Source organism: Bartonella sp. 1-1C (assembly GCF_002810325.1).
Taxonomy (GTDB): domain Bacteria; phylum Pseudomonadota; class Alphaproteobacteria; order Rhizobiales; family Rhizobiaceae; genus Bartonella; species Bartonella rochalimae.
The window spans coordinates 152,954-175,825 of sequence record NZ_CP019489.1; the positions used below are offsets into that span (position 1 = coordinate 152,954).

At 36.0% G+C, this 22,872-nt stretch carries 19 protein-coding genes and 1 pseudogene; 18 read left to right on the plus strand and 2 right to left on the minus strand.

The genetic code is table 11. The features are described from left to right. Positions 1-270: 270 nt before the first annotated feature. Positions 271-1,719, minus strand: coding sequence for a YopJ/AvrA family T3SS effector serine/threonine acetyltransferase (locus B11cv2_RS00740; protein ID WP_100692894.1), 1,449 nt, complete (start codon positions 1,717-1,719; stop codon positions 271-273). Between the two features lie 152 nt (positions 1,720-1,871). Here B11cv2_RS00740 and repC point away from each other — a divergent pair, with 152 nt between their 5' ends. The 6 genes from repC (at position 1,872) to B11cv2_RS00770 (ending at position 6,292) form a co-directional block, all read left to right on the plus strand. Next, positions 1,872-3,023, plus strand: a complete 1,152-nt coding sequence (gene repC, locus B11cv2_RS00745; protein WP_100692895.1) for a replication initiation protein RepC — start codon at positions 1,872-1,874, stop codon at positions 3,021-3,023. A gap of 63 nt (positions 3,024-3,086) precedes the next feature. Next, entirely contained in the window at positions 3,087-3,392 is a 306-nt protein-coding gene (locus tag B11cv2_RS00750; protein WP_100692896.1) for a hypothetical protein, read from the plus strand. 46 nt (positions 3,393-3,438) lie between these two features. After that, positions 3,439-3,918 (plus strand): hypothetical protein, encoded by a 480-nt coding sequence (locus B11cv2_RS00755; protein ID WP_245406979.1) that lies wholly within the window; start codon positions 3,439-3,441, stop codon positions 3,916-3,918. A 533-nt stretch (positions 3,919-4,451) separates the two neighbouring features. Further along, positions 4,452-5,135: a ParA family protein gene (locus B11cv2_RS00760; RefSeq protein WP_100692897.1), complete on the plus strand. Its 684-nt coding sequence runs from the start codon at positions 4,452-4,454 to the stop codon at positions 5,133-5,135. Continuing rightward, positions 5,132-5,515: a hypothetical protein gene (locus B11cv2_RS00765; protein ID WP_100692898.1), complete on the plus strand. Its 384-nt coding sequence runs from the start codon at positions 5,132-5,134 to the stop codon at positions 5,513-5,515. The genes B11cv2_RS00760 and B11cv2_RS00765 overlap by 4 nt, the downstream gene beginning before the upstream one ends. 132 nt (positions 5,516-5,647) lie before the next feature. Next, the gene (locus tag B11cv2_RS00770; RefSeq protein ID WP_100693919.1) at positions 5,648-6,292 is read left to right on the plus strand and encodes a recombinase family protein; all 645 of its coding nucleotides are present in this window, start codon (positions 5,648-5,650) and stop codon (positions 6,290-6,292) included. Here the strand turns inward: B11cv2_RS00770 and B11cv2_RS00775 are convergent. Then, positions 6,289-7,335, minus strand: a complete 1,047-nt coding sequence (locus B11cv2_RS00775) for a Fic family protein (protein ID WP_100692899.1) — start codon at positions 7,333-7,335, stop codon at positions 6,289-6,291. The two genes, B11cv2_RS00770 and B11cv2_RS00775, sit on opposite strands and share 4 nt — an antisense overlap. Positions 7,336-7,642: 307 nt before the next feature. Between B11cv2_RS00775 and B11cv2_RS00780 the strand changes: the two genes are divergently transcribed. The 12 genes and pseudogenes from B11cv2_RS00780 (at position 7,643) to B11cv2_RS07595 (ending at position 22,434) form a co-directional block, all read left to right on the plus strand. Next, positions 7,643-7,996 carry a TrbI/VirB10 family protein gene (locus tag B11cv2_RS00780; RefSeq protein WP_256387028.1) on the plus strand — a complete coding sequence of 118 codons (354 nt, stop codon included), beginning with the start codon at positions 7,643-7,645 and terminating at the stop codon, positions 7,994-7,996. 285 nt (positions 7,997-8,281) lie between these two features. Then, positions 8,282-8,533: a DNA-binding protein gene (locus B11cv2_RS00790; protein ID WP_035006316.1), complete on the plus strand. Its 252-nt coding sequence runs from the start codon at positions 8,282-8,284 to the stop codon at positions 8,531-8,533. Next, on the plus strand, positions 8,530-8,925 hold the full coding sequence (locus B11cv2_RS00795) for a type II toxin-antitoxin system VapC family toxin (RefSeq protein ID WP_100692902.1): 396 nt from the start codon (positions 8,530-8,532) through the stop codon (positions 8,923-8,925). Before B11cv2_RS00790 ends, B11cv2_RS00795 begins: the two co-directional genes overlap by 4 nt. Positions 8,926-9,343: 418 nt before the next feature. Further along, entirely contained in the window at positions 9,344-9,568 is a 225-nt protein-coding gene (locus B11cv2_RS00800; RefSeq protein WP_245406996.1) for a hypothetical protein, read from the plus strand. Between the two features lie 731 nt (positions 9,569-10,299). Further along, a complete protein-coding gene (gene trbB / locus B11cv2_RS00810; protein WP_100692903.1) occupies positions 10,300-11,211 on the plus strand; it encodes a P-type conjugative transfer ATPase TrbB in 912 nt (303 codons plus the stop codon). 8 nt (positions 11,212-11,219) lie between these two features. Next, on the plus strand, positions 11,220-11,498 hold the full coding sequence (locus B11cv2_RS00815) for a TrbC/VirB2 family protein (protein ID WP_245406980.1): 279 nt from the start codon (positions 11,220-11,222) through the stop codon (positions 11,496-11,498). A 195-nt stretch (positions 11,499-11,693) separates the two neighbouring features. After that, positions 11,694-11,849: a hypothetical protein gene (locus tag B11cv2_RS07445; protein ID WP_245406981.1), complete on the plus strand. Its 156-nt coding sequence runs from the start codon at positions 11,694-11,696 to the stop codon at positions 11,847-11,849. 71 nt (positions 11,850-11,920) lie between these two features. Next, positions 11,921-13,594, plus strand: coding sequence for a hypothetical protein (locus B11cv2_RS00825; RefSeq protein ID WP_245406982.1), 1,674 nt, complete (start codon positions 11,921-11,923; stop codon positions 13,592-13,594). A 30-nt stretch (positions 13,595-13,624) separates the two neighbouring features. Beyond that, positions 13,625-14,182 carry a hypothetical protein gene (locus B11cv2_RS07450; RefSeq protein WP_245406983.1) on the plus strand — a complete coding sequence of 186 codons (558 nt, stop codon included), beginning with the start codon at positions 13,625-13,627 and terminating at the stop codon, positions 14,180-14,182. A gap of 3 nt (positions 14,183-14,185) precedes the next feature. Next, positions 14,186-14,350: a hypothetical protein gene (locus B11cv2_RS07455; protein WP_245406984.1), complete on the plus strand. Its 165-nt coding sequence runs from the start codon at positions 14,186-14,188 to the stop codon at positions 14,348-14,350. A gap of 989 nt (positions 14,351-15,339) precedes the next feature. Beyond that, a pseudogene (locus B11cv2_RS07590) lies at positions 15,340-19,770 on the plus strand (hypothetical protein); the annotation flags it as partial. Beyond that, entirely contained in the window at positions 19,771-22,434 is a 2,664-nt protein-coding gene (locus tag B11cv2_RS07595; RefSeq protein WP_371410320.1) for a Vomp family autotransporter, read from the plus strand. It abuts the pseudogene before it with no gap. Positions 22,435-22,872 lie beyond the last annotated feature (438 nt).

A 22,872-nucleotide genomic window follows, 5' to 3' on the forward strand; every position in this document is an offset into this window, starting at 1 on the left:
GAAAGTAGTAGTACTTATTGTAAAAAACTGAAGACTATATTCTAATAGAATATTCAAAAAAATCTCATTTTTCGGAAAGATTATACAGCAACAAATTGTTACTACTTTACTTAATTTATTAGCGTCAGTTAAGGTACTGTACTTAATATTATTAATCGATTTATCGAGCATCAAAAAGCCTCTGATTAATAGAAATTAAACACACCCCCTATCATAACCACACAGGATGATATTTACGGCATAGCAAATACTTTAATCAGAGATTTATATTTATCTTACCAGAGCTTTATATTTCTCAATTCTTTTTTTCTGTGATGAACAAGATACAACTTTATCTTCTAATAAAACTGAATGTCTATCCAATCTATGGTGCAGAATTTCATCTTTATTGTTAATTTTTTTAATAAAATACTCCCGATTTGTGTCTACATATTTAGCGATACGTTTTCCCGTTTGTGCATGTTTATAAAAAGTCCCTGGAAGATATTCATCTACTTTATGATAAGGTAAAGGAACTCCTCGTTTACATAAAATACCGCTAATATTATCTTGGTGCATTACTTTTAATTTATCAGCTTCGAGATGAAGTTTTTTGGCAAAAAGCAAACTTATAATTCCGCTTTCAGAGGAGTCTGCTTGAAGATTCATTTCCGCCATGGAAAAATAACAATAAGGTAATTGGGCTGCTTCAATGGCTGATTTCACTGTTACTCCTAGTATTTCTGCATTCATATGTGTGAATTTTGTAGTTTCAAACAATATTAAGGATGTTTTATTAGCAATAGTTTGCTGATCAATTATCGCAAAATGAGGGTCATTACCTTCTAGACTCATTAGAAATCTAGAAGAGGGAATCCCCCGATTGACTACTTTTTGTATTGATGTCACAAGTTGCTCAGGATCTGTAATGAATTGAAGATTTATTTCTGGACATTTGTCATTTTCTTGCTTGACCAATCTAGGCATCATTGTAAAGTCTATATGTGCATAGTTGGCATCGACGAAACTACTATTAGTAATGTCATTTTCTAAATCTGAAATAACACTTTTTAATGCTTTCTTATTGAATAAGATATTTGCTTTTTCTGTTACTTCATTAGCCTCCAAAGTTTCTAAACGCGTTATAAGCTCTTCCAGTGTCGTACTACTATTTAATGGACTACTGGTTTGAATTGGACCGCTTGCAAAGAGTTCTTGGTTTAGACCGCTGGCTTGGTCTTGACCGCTGGCTTGGTTTGTAGCCTCCAAAGCTTCTAAACGGGTTATAAGACTTTCTAATGTTGTACCACTATTTAATGGACTACTGGTTTGAATTGGACCGCTTGCAAAGAGTTCTTGGTTTAGATCGTTAGCTTGATCTTGATCGTTAGCTTGGATTGTAGTCTCCAAAATCTCTAAACGCGTTATAAGATCTTCTAATGTTGTACTACTGCTTAAAGGACTACTAGTTTGAATTGGACCGCTTGCAAAGAGGGCTTGGTTTAGATCGTTAGCTTGATCTTGACTGCTGGTTTGGTTTGTAGCTTCTAAAGTCTCTAAACGCATTATAAGCTCGTCTAGTGTTAAACCACTATTTAATGGGCTACTGGTTTGAATTGGACCGCTTGCAAAGAAGGCTTGGTTTAGACCGCTGGCTTGGTCTTGACCGCTGGCTTGGTCTTGACCGCTGGCTTGGTCTTGACTGCTGGCTTGGTCTGTTAAATCTTTTGATTTAGGCATAATTAATCTCCATTTTTAATAATCAATATAAAAGGTAACGGTTTTTTGGGGCTAAAAGATGTTTATATTGGCTTCTTCTGGGGGCTGAAGAGTGAAATTAAGCGAAGTCTTTTGGGTATACTTTAATATCTTGCTTGCTTTAACGTTATTCTATGTGGAGCCATGTCGTTTTCAAAAGCAATAAACGACTTAGTTATGAAATTGGCCGTAGTGAATCGCGTGTGAGTTTTTTGCTTTCACGTCTCTATGATTTTGGTTTTATAGTTATGCGGGACTCTAGTAACTTTAAACGGTATTCTTTACGTAATCATAAGACTGACTTCATAACAGCTTGTGGTATTGATTTACGTATTCTTGTTGCTCGATATGATGAACTTAAGGAAAAAGTAGACCAAGCACTAGAAACTCAAAAAAAACATGAAGAAGCTTTGCATTGTTTTCGCGGATTGGTGCGACAAATTAAATCCTCTTACACTTCAATTGAAGCTACACCATTTGCATCATTGCTCTTTTCTCGAATGCAAAAAATAGTTCAAATTATTGGTCGACCAGCTAAAGCTTCCTTTCATAAATTACAGAAAGCAATTCGTCTTTTTGAGTGGATTTTGAAAAGTTTTTTTAAGCGAAAAACACAAAAAACAAGATACAGGCATCTTGCTAGCAAGATACACATAGAATCTAAAACCCTTAACTATATTTGTAATAGTAATAACAAAAAGGAGTGTTCAGAAAAATCTGAACACACTCAAATAACTGACGTGACCTTCGGTCACGATAAAATAGCTTATGAAAAAAAAGAGAAAGGCAAAAACGAAACTGTACTTCCTTCAAATAACAATACATTGCCTCAAATTAAGCCATATATGTGGATCAGAGCTCTCCCTCATACCGCCATGTATCTCGACAATCGACTTACTTCTGTAAGAGATTTAATTGGTTCCATGGGATTCTTAGCTAAAATAATGGGAATTTCCTCTAGTGCCGTTGAAGAAGCTAAAAACACTATGGGATTAGAAAAAACCGCTTTCGCTATGGGAATTATTCTCGAAAAACAACATAGACAGCTCGTAATTTCACCTAGAGGATATCTCCGCGGAATTATGGCTAAAGAAAAACGTGATGAATTACATCTAGAACGCTCTTTCTATGCTTTGTTAAAGGAAAATGATACGGAAAAACTCAACGAGAAATGTATAGAAAAAAAGAATAAAAAAACACCAAAAAAGGAAGAATTTTCCGCGTTCAAATCAGAGTTGAACAAAGTCCTGAAAACTTTTAAAATACCTGAACCAAAAGAGGTATAGGATATAACCCGTTTGCTTTTTAAAAAACAACTGAACTAAGGATATCACAGAAAGGAATTTTCTATGCAAAAGAAATTACCTAAAAGTTATATGACCGATGCCGAACGCGAAGAATTGCGAGTAGGTGGATTTGATCAGAACTCTATCTATACTGCTGAATCAAGAGCGGCTGCTAAAGCAGATGACAGGCAAGCAGTATGGGAATGGTTAGCAATGGTTGAATTACCTGCTTATTCACTTTTGTTTCTTAAAAGTCAGCGTGGAGCACAATTCATTCGTGATATGGGGTTTATTACCAAAAATGCTGATGAAGAATATGGTCCCGACTGGTTAGACAAAGGTGTTGTCATAGGAGGCTATCATTTCTAAAGAATATGAAAAGTTACATTGGATATTATTACAAGAAAATAGCTATGTGCAAAGTCTTGAAAAAGCACTGATTACCAAGGATTTACATAGTGCAAGGGGTGATTTATGTAATTATATTCATAACGTTGGAAAGAGTGACGATTTATCATTACTTCTTAACACGGAACGTAGTCTTGTAGAAAATGATTTGCTAAGATATGCTAATAGCCAAGGGATGATAAGTAGTCTTAAAACAGCAATATCTGAAATAAATGTTGTTAAAGATCACATAAAACTCGTTTCTAATTCTGAGACATATGACGTGATTAATAGAGGGTATAGTTTACCCAAAAATCGTAAAGGTGGTTTACCTTATGATGAAGCATGCCAAGCAATGGCATCTCATTATGCAAGACTAGGAAATTGGGACAAAGCGCGTTTAACAGACATTGAAAAATCAATTCTTAAAGTGCGAAGAGAAAACATAAAAGTAATGCAAAAACTCTACGAAAAGATGCAAGCCAAAGCTATTGGTATAGAACTGTAATCCAATAAAGCACGCATAATAAAACTTTTTATATTCATTCATCTTTTAAAATTGACAAGCTTTTTTCCGTATAGGTCGGTCACTACGGCGCTACATGGGCGCGCGTTCCCTTCCCTATACGTCACTTCGCTTGTTAAATGAGAGGCTTTCCGCCTCTCAGACTCTCCGGACCGCTCACCAAAATCATGAGATCAGATCCGCGTTTAATGAAGGGACTAACAAGCCTTAGTTCTTAAGGTCAAGGAAACCCTTTCAGGGTGCCTAACGGCATCCTTGACCCAGAACTCAACGGCTTATTCTGTCCTTCTTACGCGGCTCCGAAATCATGAATGAAAGGAAGAGCTTCTTCATGCAAAAAAACGCCATCTTTCAGTATAAAGAAGAAAACATATGACATATGTATAACATACACCATATATATGTAAGACATATGTAATATATACATAAAACTTAAACAGCCCGTATGTTAAGCATATGTTAAATGTATGTTGTTATATATAGCATATGTAAGACATAAGTAAGGTTTTTTGTATATGCCAACAATTGTATTCTGCTCAACAAAAGGTGGTGTTGGAAAATCAACATCAGCGCTTATTCTTGCGCAAGTTTTGGCTCAACATGGATCAAAAGTTAAAATAATCGATACTGATCCTAATCAGCCTATCGCTGATGAGTGGTGGCAAAATGCTAGGACTCATTATCCGTTAAATATAGATGTCCAAGGAGGAATTAATGAAAACACTATTTTGGACGTTATAGATGAAGCAGCTAACACACATAGTTTTGTTATTGTTGATCTTGAAGGATCAGCAAATATAACAGCATCCTATGCTATTAGCCGTTCTGATATGGTTATTATTCCTATGTCTGGAACAAAACTTGATAGTCGTGAAGCAGCAAAAGTTGTTTCTTTTATAGCTCGTGAGGGAAGAGCTAGAAGAAGTAATATTCCTTATCGCATTTTGTTCTCAAAAAGCTCTGTTATACAAACTCGAGAAGAAAAAGAAATTCGTAAAGAATTGGCTGAAGCAAAACTTCCTGTTTTAGAACACGGCATGATGAATAAAGCTGCTTTTTCTTCTATCTTTAGTTTTGGATGTACTCTTTATCAGCTCAATAAAGAGGATGTATCAAATACTGCGTCTGCTATAGAGAACGCTGAGCAAGTTGCTGCTGATATCGTAGAAGCATTAAAACTCGAAGGAATAATGTCATGACAAAAGAACGTAAACCAACATTCTCAATTTTGAACAATTTATCTGCTTTAGAACCTACAACAAAGGCTATCAAACGCAATAAACAAGACATCGATAAAATTGCTCAACAAAGTGGTTTTACGACCCGTCATGGATCTTTTGAAAATACAAAGGAGTTTGTTTTAACTAAATCTGGTTCCATTGATGGGCGTTCTAAACGTCGCAGTTTGAGAACAAATCGTATAACTCTTGCAGTACGGCCAGAAGTTGATGAAGAATTTCGTGCTCTTGCTGAAGAATTGACACCGCCTGGACAAAATCTTTTAACTCTCGGTGATGTTCTAGAGTTTTTAATTCATTTCTACAATAACTCTAGAAAAGGTGATAAAAAGAAAAAATAGATTTTTTAATTACCCTTAGAATGCGATCAAAGAAAACGATCATTTTTTCTGATATAAAACTCTATATTTCTTTGACATTTTTTTTGAATAAAAATATATCAATTTAAATCTAAATTGATGTTTTTATTGAATATGGCAAAATTTTACGCTTATTTGCGCATTTCTCGTGATGGACAAGATACAGAAAATCAAAAATTTGGTTTGTTAGAATATGCTAACAAACATGGCTTTGCTCCACTTCATATTGAAGAGGAAGTTGCAAGTAGAGGCCAAGATTGGCGCAAACGTAAACTTGGTGCTTTAATTGAAAAAGCAAAACGGGGAGATGTGTTGTTAACACCAGAATTTTCTCGTATAGCTGGTTCTTCTCTTGCTGTTTTAGAAATTCTCAAAGCTGCTAGTGAACGCGGTTTAATTGTACATGTGATAAAACAAAATCTCATCATGGATGGGAGCTTACAGAGCGATATCATAGCAACCATTTTAGGTATGGTAGCACAAATTGAAAGGCATTTAATTCAAGAGCGCACAAAAGAAGCTTTAAATGTTGCTCGTCAGCGAGGAATAAAACTAGGGCGTCCAAGAGGGAGTATTTCTACACAATTAAAGTTGGACAATCACATTGATGAAATTCAAGCATTTATAAATGTTGGTTTGTCACAAAAACGTATTGCTAAACAATTAGAAGTCAGTGTGAATACTTTGCGTTCGTTCATTGAACGTAGGAAGATAAAGCCAACAAAAACTAAACCAATCATTACTATGCCAAGAGCTTAAGGTAAGCTATACCAAGTTGATCGTCCTCCTCCATGACGCGTCAAAAATCCTTTTTCAACTAATGATGTAAAAGTTGCTTTAAGTGTATTGGGGCTTGCTCCAATTTCACGAACCATATCGCGAGTTGTAACACGCCCATGATTATTAACATAATCAAGAATATTAAGAGCTAATTCAGATAGAGCCAAAAGAGTATTTTTTTCACGTTCTATTTTCATTTCTAATTGGCGTTTTTGTTTTTGTAGAGCACGTAAAAAAAAGAGTATCCAAGGTTCCCAATTGGGTGTCTTAGTATAAATTGTTTTTTGCGTTTGATTCAAAGCTAAGTAGTAGCTTTCTTTATTATTCTCAATAATGCTTTCAAGTGATGAATATGGTACGTAAACATAACCTTTTTGTAACAAAAGTAAGGTCGTTAAGATACGACTTAAACGTCCATTTCCATCTTGGAAAGGATGAATAGCTAAGAAAATGACATTAAAAATAGCAATCATAAGTAAAGGATGAAGATTATTTAATTCATTGGTTTTATTAAACCAATCGATAAGTTCTTGCATTCGGTATGGTGTGTCAAATGGTGTTGCTGTTTCAAAAACAATACCAACCATTTTCCCTTCAGAATTGAATGCTGTTACATCATTACGTAATGTCTTATATTCCCCTCTATGACGTTCATCTTTATCGCTCTCATATAAAAGATCACGATGCAGCTGTTTAATATGATTTTCTGTAATAGGAATATCTTTCCAAGATTGAAAGATTATTTCCATAACTTTTGCATAACCAATAACTTCTTGTTCATCACGGTTCTTAAAACTTTTAATTTCTGAATTTAATAAAAGCTTTTCAATCTCACGGTCTGTTAATTTGTTTCCTTCAATACGAGTAGAAGATCCAATACTTTCAACAGCTGCAATATGACGCAGAGCATTCAAACGTTCTGGAGCAAGAGTTTTGAAAGCGCGCCATGCACCTTTGAACTCATCAATTTCAGTAATAAGGGCTAACAATTCTTGTGTGATTTTGAGTGTATTTATTTGCATACCGGAATATATACCGGATTATACCGGATTACAATAATATTTTTTACATTTATTAATATTGGTTTATCACAGAGCTATCTTGATAAGATATTAGAGGTTCGTGTGAATACTTTGCATTTATTGAATGAAAAAATATTAAGTCTACAAAAATTAAACCCCTCATTATTATGTAAAGCTAGGAACATTAAAATATATTTTAATATCCCACGTGCACGTATTTTAGAGAAATAGCTTAGACAAGGATTTTCCTTTAAAACCATTAAAGAAAGCAGGTATTTTTTGCAGATTATTTAAGTTTTATGTATATATTACATATGTCTTACATACATACAGTGTATGTTATACAAAAGTAAATAACCATTATCTAAAAGTTTTTGGAAATGCTCTCTTACTTTCTATTATTTCTGGTGCTTCGCAATTATCACAAAATTCAAGTAAGACAAGTCATGTTAATAGTAATACTGAAACGGTCAAGGAAATGTTAGCTGCTGAGCTTGGAAGACAATGGGGTGAGGTTGGTATGGAAATGACGAGAAAAAACCTCAATATTCAGCCAACAATCACTATCCGTCCTAGTTATAATTTTAATGTTATGGTCACAAAGGATATTATTTTACCTGCATGGCAAGGCCACCCAATGGCAATTCTTCCTCTAAAATAAAGAATAAATATTTATTATTTATGTATAAAATACATATTAAACATTTAAAAAATAATTATTATATAGAGGTTTACAAGAATTTCCGTTTTTTGTCGTGAGAAGGAAGTGAAGATGACAAAGTCTTTTAAAAATATGTTTTGTAGCTTCAGATGCATTTTCAATGATTGAAAATAATAAATGAGAAGGAACATCTATAAAATATTGTTCGCCTATTTTAAAAAGTAATTGAATTTTACATTCTTTGTGCATATCTAATAAGTATATTTATGGTAAGAGGATTTTTCTATGACGTCACTAACGGTTACGGCAAAAGGGCAAATTACGCTAAAGCGAGAGCTACTACAGCACCTTGGTATTAAACCAGGTGAGCGGATCAATTTTGACAAATTACCAGGTGGTGAACTTCGTATAAAGGCAGCACAACCCACAATTACGATTGATAGCTTTATTGGACGGTTTGCTGGAAAGGTAAAAAAGACACTGACTATTGAAGAGATGAACGAAATTACTGCTTCTAGTTGGGCAGGAAAAAAATGAAGATTGCTGTAGATACAAATGTTTTAGCTCGTGCAGTTTTACAAGATGATAAAAAACAGGGTAAGGTGGCAAGCAAGATCTTAAGAGAAGCTTCTTTAATAGCTATTTCCTTACCTTGTTTATGCGAACTTGTTTGGATACTTCGTCGAGGTGCAAAATTATCAAAAGAAGATGTCGCTGGGATGTTACGCGATCTGCTAGCAACGAGTAATATAGTAATGAATCGACCGGTTGTTGAAGCGGGGATTGCTATTCTTGAAGCTGGTGGGGATTTTGCTGATGGGATCATATCCTATGAGGGTAATAGGCTTGGTGGTGAAACCTTTGTTTCATTTGATAAATTAGCAGTTGACTTATTAATACAAAATGGAAAATCTGCAAAGCTCCTTTAGTAATTGAAACTATAGCTTATTTAAGTTCTGCGAAAGAAGAGGCTACTATATAAATATAGATGGAGCAAGGAAGGTTAGGCTTCCAAAAAGTCCTCATTATCATTAATTAAATAATAAATATTTATTATTTATGTACAAAATATATAGTAAATATTTAAAAAGTATTTAAATATTAAATTGTTATCCTTTGTGCCATAAAAGTTCATTTTTTAGGTTAGGATGGATGTTCGTTATACATCAACGGTAGATTTCTACAAAGAAGCTATAGGTATTTTTTGTTGCTCAGATTCAATCATTATATTAAAATGTTTTTCTCTATCATGATAAGGAGATTTCGATGAAAAAGAAAATGCCTAAGAGCTATATGACTGAAGCTGAACGTGAGGAATTGTGAGTAGGTGGGCTTTCTCAAAATAGTATTTATCTTGCTGAATCAGATGCAGCAGATCATGCTGGTGACGATGAAACAGCATGGGAATGGTTATCAATGGCTGATTTACCAGCACACACACTCTTATTTCTTAAATCTCAAAATGGTGCGCAATTTATACGTGATATGGAATTTTCTACCAAGAGCGCAGATAAAGAATATGGCGCGGATTGGCTAGATAAGGATATTATGGTAGGAGGACACTATTTCTAAAGAATTGAAAAAGTTAGAACGAATTTTGTCCCGCGAAGAAGGTTATGTGAAAGATCTTGATGATACATTAATAACAAAGAAATTACATGATATACGAAGTGATTTGCGTAATTATATTCATAACATTGGGAAAACGGGAAATTTATTATCACTTCTTGATATAGAGCTTAGCATAGTGAGAAGTGATTTGCTTAGGTATTCCAATAGTAAAGCAATGTCCAATAGTCTAAACAGCATTAACTGAAATAGATGTTGTTAAGAAACACGTGGGGCTTGTTAGTGACTCTGTACAATATAAGGTGATAAATGAAGCCTATAGTTTATCCAAAAATCGTAAGGTGTTTTGCCTTATGACGAAGCGTGACAAGCAATGGCATCGCATTATACACGATTAGGAAATCTCGATAAATCTCGTTTAACAGACATTGAAAAATCGATTATTAATGTACGAAGAGACAATATGAAGGCCATGCGGTAACTCTACGAAAAAATGCAAGCTAAAGCTATCGGTGTTGATCCTACAAAAGATGAAGATTTTTCTCTTTGAGAAAACCAAAGTGGGGATAAACTCTATTAGATAGGTATTTTTTTATTGACCAGATTCATCTTGTAGATTAACGTTCAAATTTCGCTATATATGGGGATTTAAGCGTTACATTGGGGGGTAATTTGTCCATAACTGCATTGAAAATAAGACGGATTCTGAACAAAGGAGACGGCTTATTGAGAAAATGTATTTTGAATTTGGGCAGCAGGTATGCAGTTATCTGCGAGATCCAACAGTTATAGAGATTATGCTGAACCCTGATGGAACTTTATGGGTTGAACATTTAGGTGAAGCAAAAAAAGCAGTAGGGATGATGGAAGCCCATTGGGCTGAAGCTGTAATGGGAACAGTAGCCACTTCTCTCGGTACTCAAATCACTAAAGAATGTCCTATTCTTGAATGCGAACTTCCGATAGATGGAAGCCGTTTTGAGGCGGTAATCCCACCCATTGTTGCAGCACCAGCATTTACAATTCGGAAAAAAGCAACACAGATTTTTACGTTAGATGATTATGTTGAAAAGAATATTCTTACTCCACAGCAAAGATTGCTTTTAAAGTGTGCAGTGAAAAATCATAAAAATATCCTTGTTGTTGGTGGAACGGGAACGGGGAAGACAACTTTAACAAATGCAATCCTCAAAGAAATGACAGATACCTTTCCGGAAGAGCGTTTTGTGATTATTGAAGATACTGCTGAGCTTCAATGTGCTGCGCCCAATACAGTAACATTTCGTGCTGTTGAATATATAGATATGACGCGATTACTTAAAGTAACGATGCGTATGGCTCCTGATCGCATTATTGTTGGTGAAGTCAGAGATGGTGCGGCTTTAGCTCTTTTAAAAAGCTGGAATACGGGTCATCCAGGGGGCATAGCAACGGTTCATGCTAATGATGCTTCAACTGGTTTAACAAGAATTCAACAATTAATAGCAGAAGCAACGATTGCTCCTATGCAACACCTGATTGCTGAAACAATTGATGTCGTTTTAAGTATTGAGAAAATTTCTTCTGGCCGAAAGGTTAAAGAAATTATTGAAGTGTGTGGATACGATCACACAGCCAATAAATATGTAACCAATCTCATTTATTAAAGGAAAAAATGATGCACTTATCTTCAATTTATACAAAGAATAATTCTTATAATCAAATGATAGTTTTATACGCTGTAGGAGTTATTGTTCTCTTATTTTTTCTTTTGGGAGATATGGCTTATGCCTCTGATGCGACAGCTGGAGGAGGTGCAGCTTTACCTTGGGAAACACCTCTTGAAAAACTAAGGAAATCAGTTTCAGGACCTGTTGCTTTTGCTGTTTCCTTAATGGGACTTGTGGCGGGTGGAATTGCTTTGATTTTGGGGGTGAAATTAGTGAATTTGTAAAGCGAATTATTTATCTTGTTCTTTTTATTAGTGTTATTGTTTTTGTAAACACTCTTCTTACCAGCGCTCTCTTTTCTGGTGCTGTTGTGCCTGCAAATGTGGTGGTTGGAGGATTATAATGGGGGGTAAAAGACAAACGCAATTATTTCGTTCTCTTCATCGTCCTCAACAAATTATGGGGGAAAGCGGGAATTAATGCTTCTTTCGATGCTTTTGACTGGTATTCTTATTGTTTCGGCCATGAATATTGTTGCGGCTAGTGTTGGTCTTTGTATTTGGTTTATTTGTCTTTATGTGCTGCGAAGAATGGCAAAATTTGATCCTATTTTGTCTCGAATTTATATCCGTTAATTGAAATATCGTCGCTATTATGCGCCTTTTTCAATGCCCTTTCGTGTTGCACAGTCAGTAAGACCTTATTAATGCTTAAATTAAAACATTTTCGTTCATCCTTAGCAGGTCTTCCTGATCTTTTGAATTTTGCTGCATTGATTGATGATGGTATTGTTTTAGGCAAAGATGGTTCTTTGTTAGCTGGTTTTTTTCTTCGTGGGAATGATCCCATGTCAGCGACAGATACAGAAAGAAATTATATAACGGGATTGGTGAATACATATCTTTCTCGTTTTCATTCAGGATGGGCCATATGGGTGGATGCTATCCGTGTAGAGTCTCCGAGTTATCCGGATGCAACATTATCGCATTTTCCAGATCCTATTACGGCATTGATTGATGCAGAAAGACGTTCTTATTTCAAGCGCAGTGAGATGCATTATGAGACAGAATATGCTCTGTTGATCCAGTATCTTCCTCCGACACGCAAATCATCTAAGTTAGGGGAAATCGTCTATGATGACGATATGGTTGAAACGACAACTCCTGCTGAGCATTTGCTAGAAGAATTTAAAAAGAAAATAGAGGATCTCTTTATTGGTCTTGGTGATCTTCTTAAAATGCATCGCATGAAAACTGTCACTCTGAACAATGGTTCAGAAACTTATCAAAGTGATCAGCTTGTTAATTATTTACATTATGCCATTAATGGGGAAGCCGTTACTCTTCGAATACCTGATTGTCCTATGTATTTGAATTCATGGCTTGGTTATACTGATTTATGGCCAGGATATACACCACGGCTTGGAGATAAATTTATTGCCTGTATTTCGATCGATGGTTTTCCAGCAGCCAGTTATCTGGGTATCTTAGATATTCTTGATGGTTTACCTTTGCATTATAGATGGTCAAGCCGTTTTATCTTTATGGATCAGCATGAAGCTATTACAGCCTTAAATAAATACCGATTGAAATGGCAGCAAAAAGTCAGAGGATTTTTTTCTCAAGTTTTTAAAACCAATAAGGGAACTATTAATATGGACGCTTTGTTGATGACACAACAAGCGGAAGCTGCCATGAATGAAGCACGATCAGGTCTTGTTGCTTATGGTTATTATTCTCCGACTATTGTTTTAATGCATGAAGATCGTGAAGTTTTGACCGAAAATGCCAGACTGGTAAAACGGGAAGTTGAACATAAAGGTTTTTCTGCGCGCATTGAAACAGTCAATACAATGGAGGCGTGGTTAGGATCCATTGCTGGACAAACTTATCTGAATATTCGACGGCCATTAATTAATACGCAAAATCTTGCTGATATGTTAGCTCTTTCGAGTGTATGGCTAGGATTGCAAAATAATCCTTGCCCTCTTTATCCTGATAATTCTCCTGCTTTATCTCAAGTGGTTACAACAGGGGCAACTCCTTTTCGTCTTAATTTGCATGTTGATTATGTTGGCCACACTCTTGTTTTTGGACCAACTGGTGCAGGAAAATCAACGCTTCTCGCTTTTTTACTTGCGCAATCATGTCGTTATTGGTCAAAAGCAGTAGATAAAAATGGTAAGCACCTTCCTGCGCATATAACAGCTTTTGATAAAGGGCGTTCCTTATTTACTTTGTGTCATGCTGTAAGTGGTCGTCACTATGATATTGGCGAAAGTGATAGCAGTTTGAATGCGCTTATGCCTTTAGCAGATGTTGATACGGAGGCCGATAATCTCTGGGCTCAAGAATGGGTTTCCATTTGTTATGAACTTTAGACAGGACTTGCTCCAACACCAAAACAAAAAATGGAAATTCATCGTGCAATGCAGCAAATGAAGAAGACGCTTAAGCATATGCGTTCATTAGGCAATTTTGTCACGACAGTTCAAGATAAAGAGATTCATCACACACTTTCTGGTGCTATGGGGCATTTATTGGATGGTAAGAAACCGCTTGAAGAAGAGCACAATTTCGTTGTTTACGAAATTGATGAATTGATGAAGTTAGGAGATAAAAATGCTTTACCAGTTTTGCTTTATCTTTTTAAGTGTTTTGAAAAAAGTTTAAAAGGGCAGCCATCTATTCTCTCGCTAGATGAAGCATGGATTATGCTTGGCCATCCTGTTTTTCGTGAAAAAATCCGTGAATGGTTGAAAGAATTTCGTAAAAAGAATTGTCTTGTTCTTATGGCCACGCAAAGTTTATCAGATGCAGCACGTTTTGGTATTCTTGATGTTTTTCTTGAACAATGCCCTACAAAAATCCTCCTTCCTAATGAGGCAGCAGAGACGAAAGGTACTGATGGCACTCCGAGAGCGATAGATCTCTACAGAATGATTGGTCTGAACGATAAAGAAATTTAAATTATGAAAACAGCCAAAAAGAAAAGGCAATATTATTATAAGTCTGTTCTTGGTCGTTGTCTTTTTGAATTAGGATTAGGAGAGATTGCTCTCTCTTTTGTAGCCGTTTCTAGTAAGGAAGACCTTGCTGAAGTTCAAAAATTTATTACTGAAAATTTGCAGATGTAAAGTATTTTTTATGGTTGATATAAAATGCATTTTTTAGGGTAAAGAAAAAATTATTCATTTATACACTTGCCATTTGGTTTATGTGCTCCATCTAAAGGACAAATTGTTCTTTATTGAAAATGATTTTTATCGAAGGAAGGATCGCATTGCTCTCTGATAGAGAGGACAGAGTAATTTCAAATTTTTATTGATTTATTTTAAGACTTTAGGATGGAAAGGTTTTAGGCCTTTTGTGAAATCCAGAGTTTTAAAATGATACCACAATAGATTTCGGCATTGGCGGGGTAGCTTTCAGATTTTTATGAATTTTTTAGTACGCAAAAGTGGTTTTGCGGAGGGGTTGCTTTTGCTCTTTTTTGTGAGGCTGGGCTTTGTTTTTAGCATTGAATGTGTTTTTTATTGAGGGGTTTGTTATGAAAAAAAAATCAACACAAAATATCATTAAAACGGTGTCATTAGGAGCAGCAGTATCTGCCCTTTTGTCTAGTGCCTCTCCTGTTTTTTCAGCTAATCTTGCAATAACAGGAGCGACTAATCAAAGTTCAAATGGTACCGCTTCTCATTATCCAAATGGGAGTCATGGTAGTATTGTTTTTAACGGTGATGATGATTTTTGTGGTGTTGATAATGTTGCGGGTCGTGGTGGCGCTCAGAAACCTGGTACGGCCATAACTGCAGAAGAGCAATATAATAGGTTTATCAATAACGAAACATTTTCTGGTCGCAATCCTTATGGCTCTTCAACAAAAAAAGTTAATTGGCTTAGTGAAGGCGTAACTGAAGGTAATGTTGGTTATATGGGAACAGCGACAGGTGGGGTTGCTAATGCTATGCCTGAAGCTTTTGGTGTTTATTCTTTTGCAACGGGTTGTGGTTCTTATGCGTCTGGGAATTATTCTACAGCATTTGGTGCAGGTGCGACTGCGAAGGCTGGTGGAGCACAGGCTTTTGGGGTTTCTTCTCTTGCAACTGGGGAAGCAAGTGTTGCTATGGGAGTTGGGACTGAAGCGACGGGTAAATCTGCAGCTGCATTTGGTTCTCTTGCAAAGGCAGAAGGTTTAAATAGTGTTGCTTTAGGTACAAAAGCACATGCAGAAAGCATTAACAGTGTTGCTTTGGGGCACAAAGCGCATGCATATGTTGAAGGAGCAGTTGCTATAGGACATGATTCTGTAGCTGGAACAACATCTTCGGTTGCTATTGGTAGTGGTGCGCAGGTAACTACTGAAAGTGGTGTTGCGTTAGGAGGAAATTCTGTTGCAGTTACTGCTCCTGGTATTCGTGGTTATGATCCTAGAGCTCACGGTGAAGCTGCGATAAATGATTTTGTATGGAAAAGTACTAAAGGCGTAGTCAGTGTTGGTAATCCTCAGCATGGAGTAACTAGACAGATTGTGGGAGTAGCGGCTGGTACTGATTTGACTGATGCAGTAAATGTTGCACAGCTACAAGCATTAAGAGAGATGATACTTACAGGGGGTGGTGGTGATAGCCTTATTCAACAAGATAGCCAGACAGGTTTGATTACTATTGGTCAGAGTGTTAGTGGAGATACAATCAATATTGCAAACAATGAAAAGAAATCGCGAAAGATTTCTGGTCTTGGGGGTGGAGATATTTCTGAACATTCTACTGATGCAGTAAATGGATCTCAGCTTTGGGAGGCTAATGAAAAAATTTCAGAATTAGATACTGAGATTGATAATATAGAGACGAATATAACTAAGATTGAAGCTAATATAACAACAGTTGCACAAAATACATCAAAGTATTTTGGAGGTGGTGCGGATGTTTTAACTGGTAAAGCACCAACGTATACCATCAATGGCTCTAAGTATAATGATGTTGGTTCAGCGTTTGAAGGTGTTGATAATAGTTTTACAGAAATTAATAATAAAATATCTAATATGACAGGAAATAGCCTTGTTCAGCAAGATGTGGATCGGAATAATCTTATTACCATTGGAGCGAAAACAGGAGGTATTTTAATTGATATTACCAATAGTGAAGGTAAAAACCGGCAAATTACTGGTGTTTATGGTGGAGATATTTCTGAATATTCGACTGGTGCAGTAAATGGATCTCAGCTTTGGGATATTACAAGCAAGATATCAGAGTATTTAGGTGGTGGTGCGGATGTTCTGCATGGTATAAAACCGGACTATGAAATTAATGGTATCACTTATAATGATGTTGGATCAGCATTTGAGGGTATTGATGTTGTTTTTACAGAGATTCGTGATGAAATAGGCAATACATCAGAGTATTTTGGAGGTGGTGCGGATGTTCTGAATGGTAAAGCACCAACGTATACCGTTAATGGCTCTGATTATAATGATGTTGGCTCAGCATTTGCAGGTGTTGACACTGCTATTACGGAAATTAATAATAAAATATCTAATATGACAGGAAATGACCTTGTTCAGCAAGATGCTGCTCAGGATAATCTTATTACGATTGGAGCGAAAACAGGTGGTACTCTAATTGATATTACCAACAATGAAAATGACTACCGGAAAATTACTGGTGTTGAGGATGGAGATATTTCTGAAGACTCAGTGGATGCAGTAAATGGTTATCAGCTTTGGAAGGTTGCAAACAATACATCAAATTATTTTGGTGGTGGTGCAGATGTTCTGAATGCCGAAAAACCGAGCTATGAAATTAGTGGTATCACTTATAATGATGTTGGTTCGGCGTTTGAAGGTGTTGATAATAGTTTTACGGAAATTAATAATAAAATATCCAATATCACGGAAAATAGCCTTGTTCAGCAAAATGCGACTCAGAATAATCTTATTACGATTGGAGCGAAAACAGGTGGTACTCTAATTGATATTACCAACAGTGAAGGTGAAAATCGGCAAATTACTGGTGTTTATGATGGAGATATTTCTGAAGACTCAGAAGATGCAGTAAATGGTGCTCAGCTTTGGCAGGTTGCAAGCAATATATCAAAGTATTTTGGAGGTGGTGCGGATGTTGTGAATGATAAAGCACCAACGTATAGCGTTAATGGCTCTGATTATAATGATGTTGGCTCAGCGTTTGAAGGTGTTGATAATAGTTTTACGGAAATTAATAATAAAATACTCAATATAACGGAAAATAGCCTTGTTCAGCAACATTCTAATCAGGATAATGTTATTACCATTGGAGAGAAAACAGCAGGTACTTTAATTGATATTACCAATAGTAAAGGTGAAAACCGGCAAATTACTGGTGTTGATGATGGAGGTATTTCTGAAAACTCAACAGATGCAATAAATGGTGCTCAGCTTTGGGAGGTTGCAAGCAATACATCAAAGTATTTTGGAGGTGGTGCGGATATTCTGAATGGTAAAGCACCAACCTATATCATTAATGGCTCTAAGTATAATAATGTTGGCTCAGCATTTGAAGGTGTTGATGATAGTTTTACGGAAATTAATAATAAAATATCCAATATGATGGGAAATAGCCTTGTTCAGCAAGATGTGGATCAAGATAATCTTATTACCATTGGAGCCAAAACAGGTGGTACTCTAATTGATATTACCAACAATGAAGATGAAAGTCGGCAAATTACTGGTGTTGAAGATGGACGTATTGCTGAAGACTCAGTGGATGCAATCAATGGTTATCAGCTTTGGCAGGTTGCAAGCAATACATCAAAGTATTTAGGTGGTGGTGCGGATGTTTTGAATGATAAAGCACCAACGTATAGCGTTAATGGCTCTGATTATAATGATGTTGGTTCGGCGTTTGAAGGTGTTGATAATAGTTTTACGGAAATTAATAATAAAATATCCAATATCACGGAAAATAGCCTTGTTCAGCAAAATGCGACTCAGAATAATCTTATTACGATTGGAGCGAAAACAGGTGGTACTCTAATTGATATTACCAACAATGAAGATGAAAGTCGGCAAATTACTGGTGTTTATGATGGAGATATTTCTGAAGACTCAGAAGATGCAGTAAATGGTGCTCAGATTTGGCAGGTTGCAAGCAATATATCAAAGTATTTAGGTGGTGGTGCGGATGTTTTGAATGATAAAGCACCAACGTATAGCGTTAATGGCTCTGATTATAATGATGTTGGTTCGGCGTTTGAAGGTGTTGATAATAGTTTTACGGAAATTAATAATAAAATATCCAATATGACGGCAAATAGCCTTGTTCAGCAAGATGCGGATCGGAATAATCTTATTACCATTGGAGCGAAAACAGGTGGTATTCTAATTGATATTACCAACAATGAAAATGACTACCGGAAAATTACTGGTGTTGAGGATGGAGATATTTCTGAAGACTCAGTGGATGCAGTAAATGGTTATCAGCTTTGGAAGGTTGCAAACAATACATCAAATTATTTTGGTGGTGGTGCAGATGTTCTGAATGCCGAAAAACCGAGCTATGAAATTAGTGGTATCACTTATAATGATGTTGGTTCGGCGTTTGAAGGTGTTGATAATAGTTTTACGGAAATTAATAATAAAATATCCAATATCACGGAAAATAGCCTTGTTCAGCAAAATGCGACTCAGAATAATCTTATTACGATTGGAGCGAAAACAGGTGGTACTCTAATTGATATTACCAACAATGAAGATGAAAGTCGGCAAATTACTGGTGTTTATGATGGAGATATTTCTGAAGACTCAGAAGATGCAGTAAATGGTGCTCAGATTTGGCAGGTTGCAAGCAATATATCAAAGTATTTAGGTGGTGGTGCGGATGTTTTGAATGATAAAGCACCAACGTATAGCGTTAATGGCTCTGATTATAATGATGTTGGTTCGGCGTTTGAAGGTGTTGATAATAGTTTTACGGAAATTAATAATAAAATATCCAATATGACGGCAAATAGCCTTGTTCAGCAAGATGCGGATCGGAATAATCTTATTACCATTGGAGCGAAAACAGGTGGTATTCTAATTGATATTACCAACAATGAAAATGACTACCGGAAAATTACTGGTGTTGAGGATGGAGATATTTCTGAAGACTCAGTGGATGCAGTAAATGGTTATCAGCTTTGGAAGGTTGCAAACAATACATCAAATTATTTTGGTGGTGGTGCAGATGTTCTGAATGCCGAAAAACCGAGCTATGAAATTAGTGGTATCACTTATAATGATGTTGGTTCGGCGTTTGAAGGTGTTGATAATAGTTTTACGGAAATTAATAATAAAATATCCAATATCACGGAAAATAGCCTTGTTCAGCAAAATGCGACTCAGAATAATCTTATTACGATTGGAGCGAAAACAGGTGGTACTCTAATTGATATTACCAACAGTGAAGGTGAAAATCGGCAAATTACTGGTGTTTATGATGGAGATATTTCTGAAGACTCAGAAGATGCAGTAAATGGTGCTCAGCTTTGGCAGGTTGCAAGCAATATATCAAAGTATTTTGGAGGTGGTGCGGATGTTGTGAATGATAAAGCACCAACGTATAGCGTTAATGGCTCTGATTATAATGATGTTGGCTCAGCGTTTGAAGGTGTTGATAATAGTTTTACGGAAATTAATAATAAAATACTCAATATAACGGAAAATAGCCTTGTTCAGCAACATTCTAATCAGGATAATGTTATTACCATTGGAGAGAAAACAGCAGGTACTTTAATTGATATTACCAATAGTAAAGGTGAAAACCGGCAAATTACTGGTGTTGATGATGGAGGTATTTCTGAAAACTCAACAGATGCAATAAATGGTGCTCAGCTTTGGGAGGTTGCAAGCAATACATCAAAGTATTTTGGAGGTGGTGCGGATATTCTGAATGGTAAAGCACCAACCTATATCATTAATGGCTCTAAGTATAATAATGTTGGCTCAGCATTTGAAGGTGTTGATGATAGTTTTACGGAAATTAATAATAAAATATCCAATATCACGGAAAATAGCCTTGTTCAGCAGGATTCAGCCCAAGGTGGTCTTATTACAATTGGTAAGAATGTGAATGGTACTGAAATTAGCATCCTAAACAATAAAAAGAAGCAACGGAAGATTACTGGTGTTGCGGATGGGCTTATTTTTGAACAATCAACCGATGCCGTGAATGGCGGACAGCTTTGGAAAACAAATCAAGATGTTGAGAAACTCAATCATAGTGTAGAAAAAACAGAGACAGATATAACGAATCTTCAAGGTGATTTATCAAAGGTTGCAGTGTATACATCGAAATATTTTGGAGGTGGTGCGGATGTTCTGAGTGGTAAGGCACCAACCTATACCATTAATGGTTCTAAATATAATGATGTTGGCTCAGCATTTAAGGGTGTTGATGGCTCTATGAAGGATATTCGTAATCAAATAACCAATATCACGGAAAATAGTCTTGTTCAGCAAGATATAGATACGAAACTTATTACTATTGGTGCGAGAAGAGGTGGCACTAAGATTGATATTTCAGATCGGCCAGGAAAAGATAGAACTCTTTCTGGTGTAAAAGCTGCGGTAAAAGGCAACGAAGCTGTTAACAAAGACCAACTTGATAAAAGTTTAAGAGAGATCAATAAAGATTTTGAGTCTATGAGTGCTGCTGCAGTTCTTTATGATAAGAGGCAAAATGGCAGCATTGATTATAAAAACATTACTTTGGGTGGACAGAATAATAAGGGACCGGTTGCTATTCATAATCTTAAAGATGGTGTAATTTCTAGTGAGTCGAGTGATGCTGTTAACGGAAAACAGATTAATAAACTCTCTGAAGATATTGCGAACATTTTTGGTGGTAGTACAGAATTCAGAAATGGTGTTTTTACGCGGCCAGTCTATGATTTATCACATGTAACAACAGAAGGAATTGTAACAAGAAAGATCTATAATGATGTTGGTTCAGCTTTTGCAGGGCTTGATGCGAATATTAAAAATGTGAATACGCGTATACAGTATGTGATTGACGACTTTAATGACAAGATTGCCAATATTTCTAGTGATGCTTTGTTATGGAGTGCACAAGAAGGAGCTTTTGTTGCACTTCATGGATCTAAAGGCCAAGCAAAACGAAATAGTAAACTGACATTTCTTTTAGATGGGGAAATTGATATTAATTCGACAGATGCCATTACAGGGAAACAGCTTTTTCAGATGAGTAACAAGCTTGCTTCTTATTTTGGTGGCGGTGCTCAATATAGAGATGGAAAATGGACAGATCCTACTTTTACGATTTATAAGTTTGGTGCCAATGGTTCTATTTCTGAAACGGCCTATAAGGATGTTGCCAGTGCTTTTGCTGGTGTGAATGGAGGTATGTCTGTTTTAAATGACCGAATTAAAAAGCTTGAAAACCAAGGTGGACAAGGTGGCCCTGATTCAGATTCTTTAAAATGGAATGAAGAAAAAGGCGCTTATGATGCAAACCGAGAAGGAAAGGACAGTAAGATTACTGGTATTGCAAATGGTAAAGTTGAAAAAGACTCGAAAGAGGCAGTTAACGGTGGGCAACTTTGGGAGACCAACGAGCGCGTTACGAATGTTGAAAATAAAGTAGACCATATGTCCAACACGATTAACGGTATAGCTGAGAATACTGTTCAATATGATAAAGATGAAAATGGCAAAAAAACCAATAAAATCACTTTAGTAGGGGGTGATGCTGGGAAGCCTGTTGTCATTGACAATGTTGCAGATGGTAAGATTGAAACAGGATCGAAAGAAGCAATTAATGGTGGTCAGTTACATGACTATACCAAGCAACAAATGGAGATTATTCTTGATGATGCAAAAAGATATACAGATGAAAAGGTCAAAAATATTGTTGTAGATGCTATTGATGATGCGGTAGAGAAGGCAAAAGACTACACAGATATGAAGTTTGATGCTTTAAATTATAACATTCAGGAAGTACGAAAAGAAGCAAGACAAGCTGCAGCAATTGGTTTAGCAGTCGCTAACTTGCGGTATAACAATATTCCTGGTGCATTAAGTGTTGCATTTGGAACCGGTTTATGGCGTAGTCAATCTGCTCTTGCTTTTGGTGCTGGTTATACATCTATAAATGGAAATATCCGTTCTAATGTTTCTGTGACAGGTGCGGGAGGTCATTGGGGTGTTGGTGCAGGAGTTAGCTTTACCTTGCCGGTGCGTTAATAGTCTATAGGAACGCACGGCATGATTATTGTGCAGCGATATTAATAGAAATGCATTAAGATTAAGACAGATAATTTTCTTAAATCTCTTTTACGCCTTTCCTTCAAAAATGAGGGAAGGGCGTAAGTGTTTTATAAAGAGAAAGCTCTATGATATAGTTTAACAAAGTAGTCTTTTCTTCTGTTTTATAGAAGTTATTTTGTAATCTTATTCATAATAAATATATGATCTGATTTTGTTAGGATGTCTTTTCTTATTATAAAGAAAGTCTTATTTTGGATGCTGCTGGTGTTTCAGATATCTCTTAAAGCAACTCATTTCTAAAAATACGATTTTTGCGGAATTATGATAAGCTCAGATGTTTCTATTGGTCGATTCGATTGAGATATTATAAGAATTGAAGATGTTATGACTGATGAAGACGGCAAATAATGATGG

Excerpts from the sequence above, each read along its gene's own strand:
- B11cv2_RS00740 (WP_100692894.1), bottom strand. The coding sequence starts at position 1,719 with ATGCCTAAATCAAAAGATTTAACAGACCAAGCCAGCAGTCAAGACCAA.
- repC (WP_100692895.1), top strand. The coding sequence starts at position 1,872 with ATGTGGAGCCATGTCGTTTTCAAAAGCAATAAACGACTTAGTTATGAA.
- B11cv2_RS00750 (WP_100692896.1), top strand. The coding sequence starts at position 3,087 with ATGCAAAAGAAATTACCTAAAAGTTATATGACCGATGCCGAACGCGAA.
- B11cv2_RS00760 (WP_100692897.1), top strand. The coding sequence starts at position 4,452 with ATGCCAACAATTGTATTCTGCTCAACAAAAGGTGGTGTTGGAAAATCA.
- B11cv2_RS00765 (WP_100692898.1), top strand. The coding sequence starts at position 5,132 with ATGACAAAAGAACGTAAACCAACATTCTCAATTTTGAACAATTTATCT.
- B11cv2_RS00770 (WP_100693919.1), top strand. The coding sequence starts at position 5,648 with ATGGCAAAATTTTACGCTTATTTGCGCATTTCTCGTGATGGACAAGAT.
- B11cv2_RS00775 (WP_100692899.1), bottom strand. The coding sequence starts at position 7,335 with ATGCAAATAAATACACTCAAAATCACACAAGAATTGTTAGCCCTTATT.
- B11cv2_RS00790 (WP_035006316.1), top strand. The coding sequence starts at position 8,282 with ATGACGTCACTAACGGTTACGGCAAAAGGGCAAATTACGCTAAAGCGA.
- B11cv2_RS00795 (WP_100692902.1), top strand. The coding sequence starts at position 8,530 with ATGAAGATTGCTGTAGATACAAATGTTTTAGCTCGTGCAGTTTTACAA.
- trbB (WP_100692903.1), top strand. The coding sequence starts at position 10,300 with ATGTATTTTGAATTTGGGCAGCAGGTATGCAGTTATCTGCGAGATCCA.
- B11cv2_RS00815 (WP_245406980.1), top strand. The coding sequence starts at position 11,220 with ATGATGCACTTATCTTCAATTTATACAAAGAATAATTCTTATAATCAA.
- B11cv2_RS07445 (WP_245406981.1), top strand. The coding sequence starts at position 11,694 with ATGCTTCTTTCGATGCTTTTGACTGGTATTCTTATTGTTTCGGCCATG.
- B11cv2_RS00825 (WP_245406982.1), top strand. The coding sequence starts at position 11,921 with ATGCTTAAATTAAAACATTTTCGTTCATCCTTAGCAGGTCTTCCTGAT.
- B11cv2_RS07450 (WP_245406983.1), top strand. The coding sequence starts at position 13,625 with ATGGAAATTCATCGTGCAATGCAGCAAATGAAGAAGACGCTTAAGCAT.
- B11cv2_RS07455 (WP_245406984.1), top strand. The coding sequence starts at position 14,186 with ATGAAAACAGCCAAAAAGAAAAGGCAATATTATTATAAGTCTGTTCTT.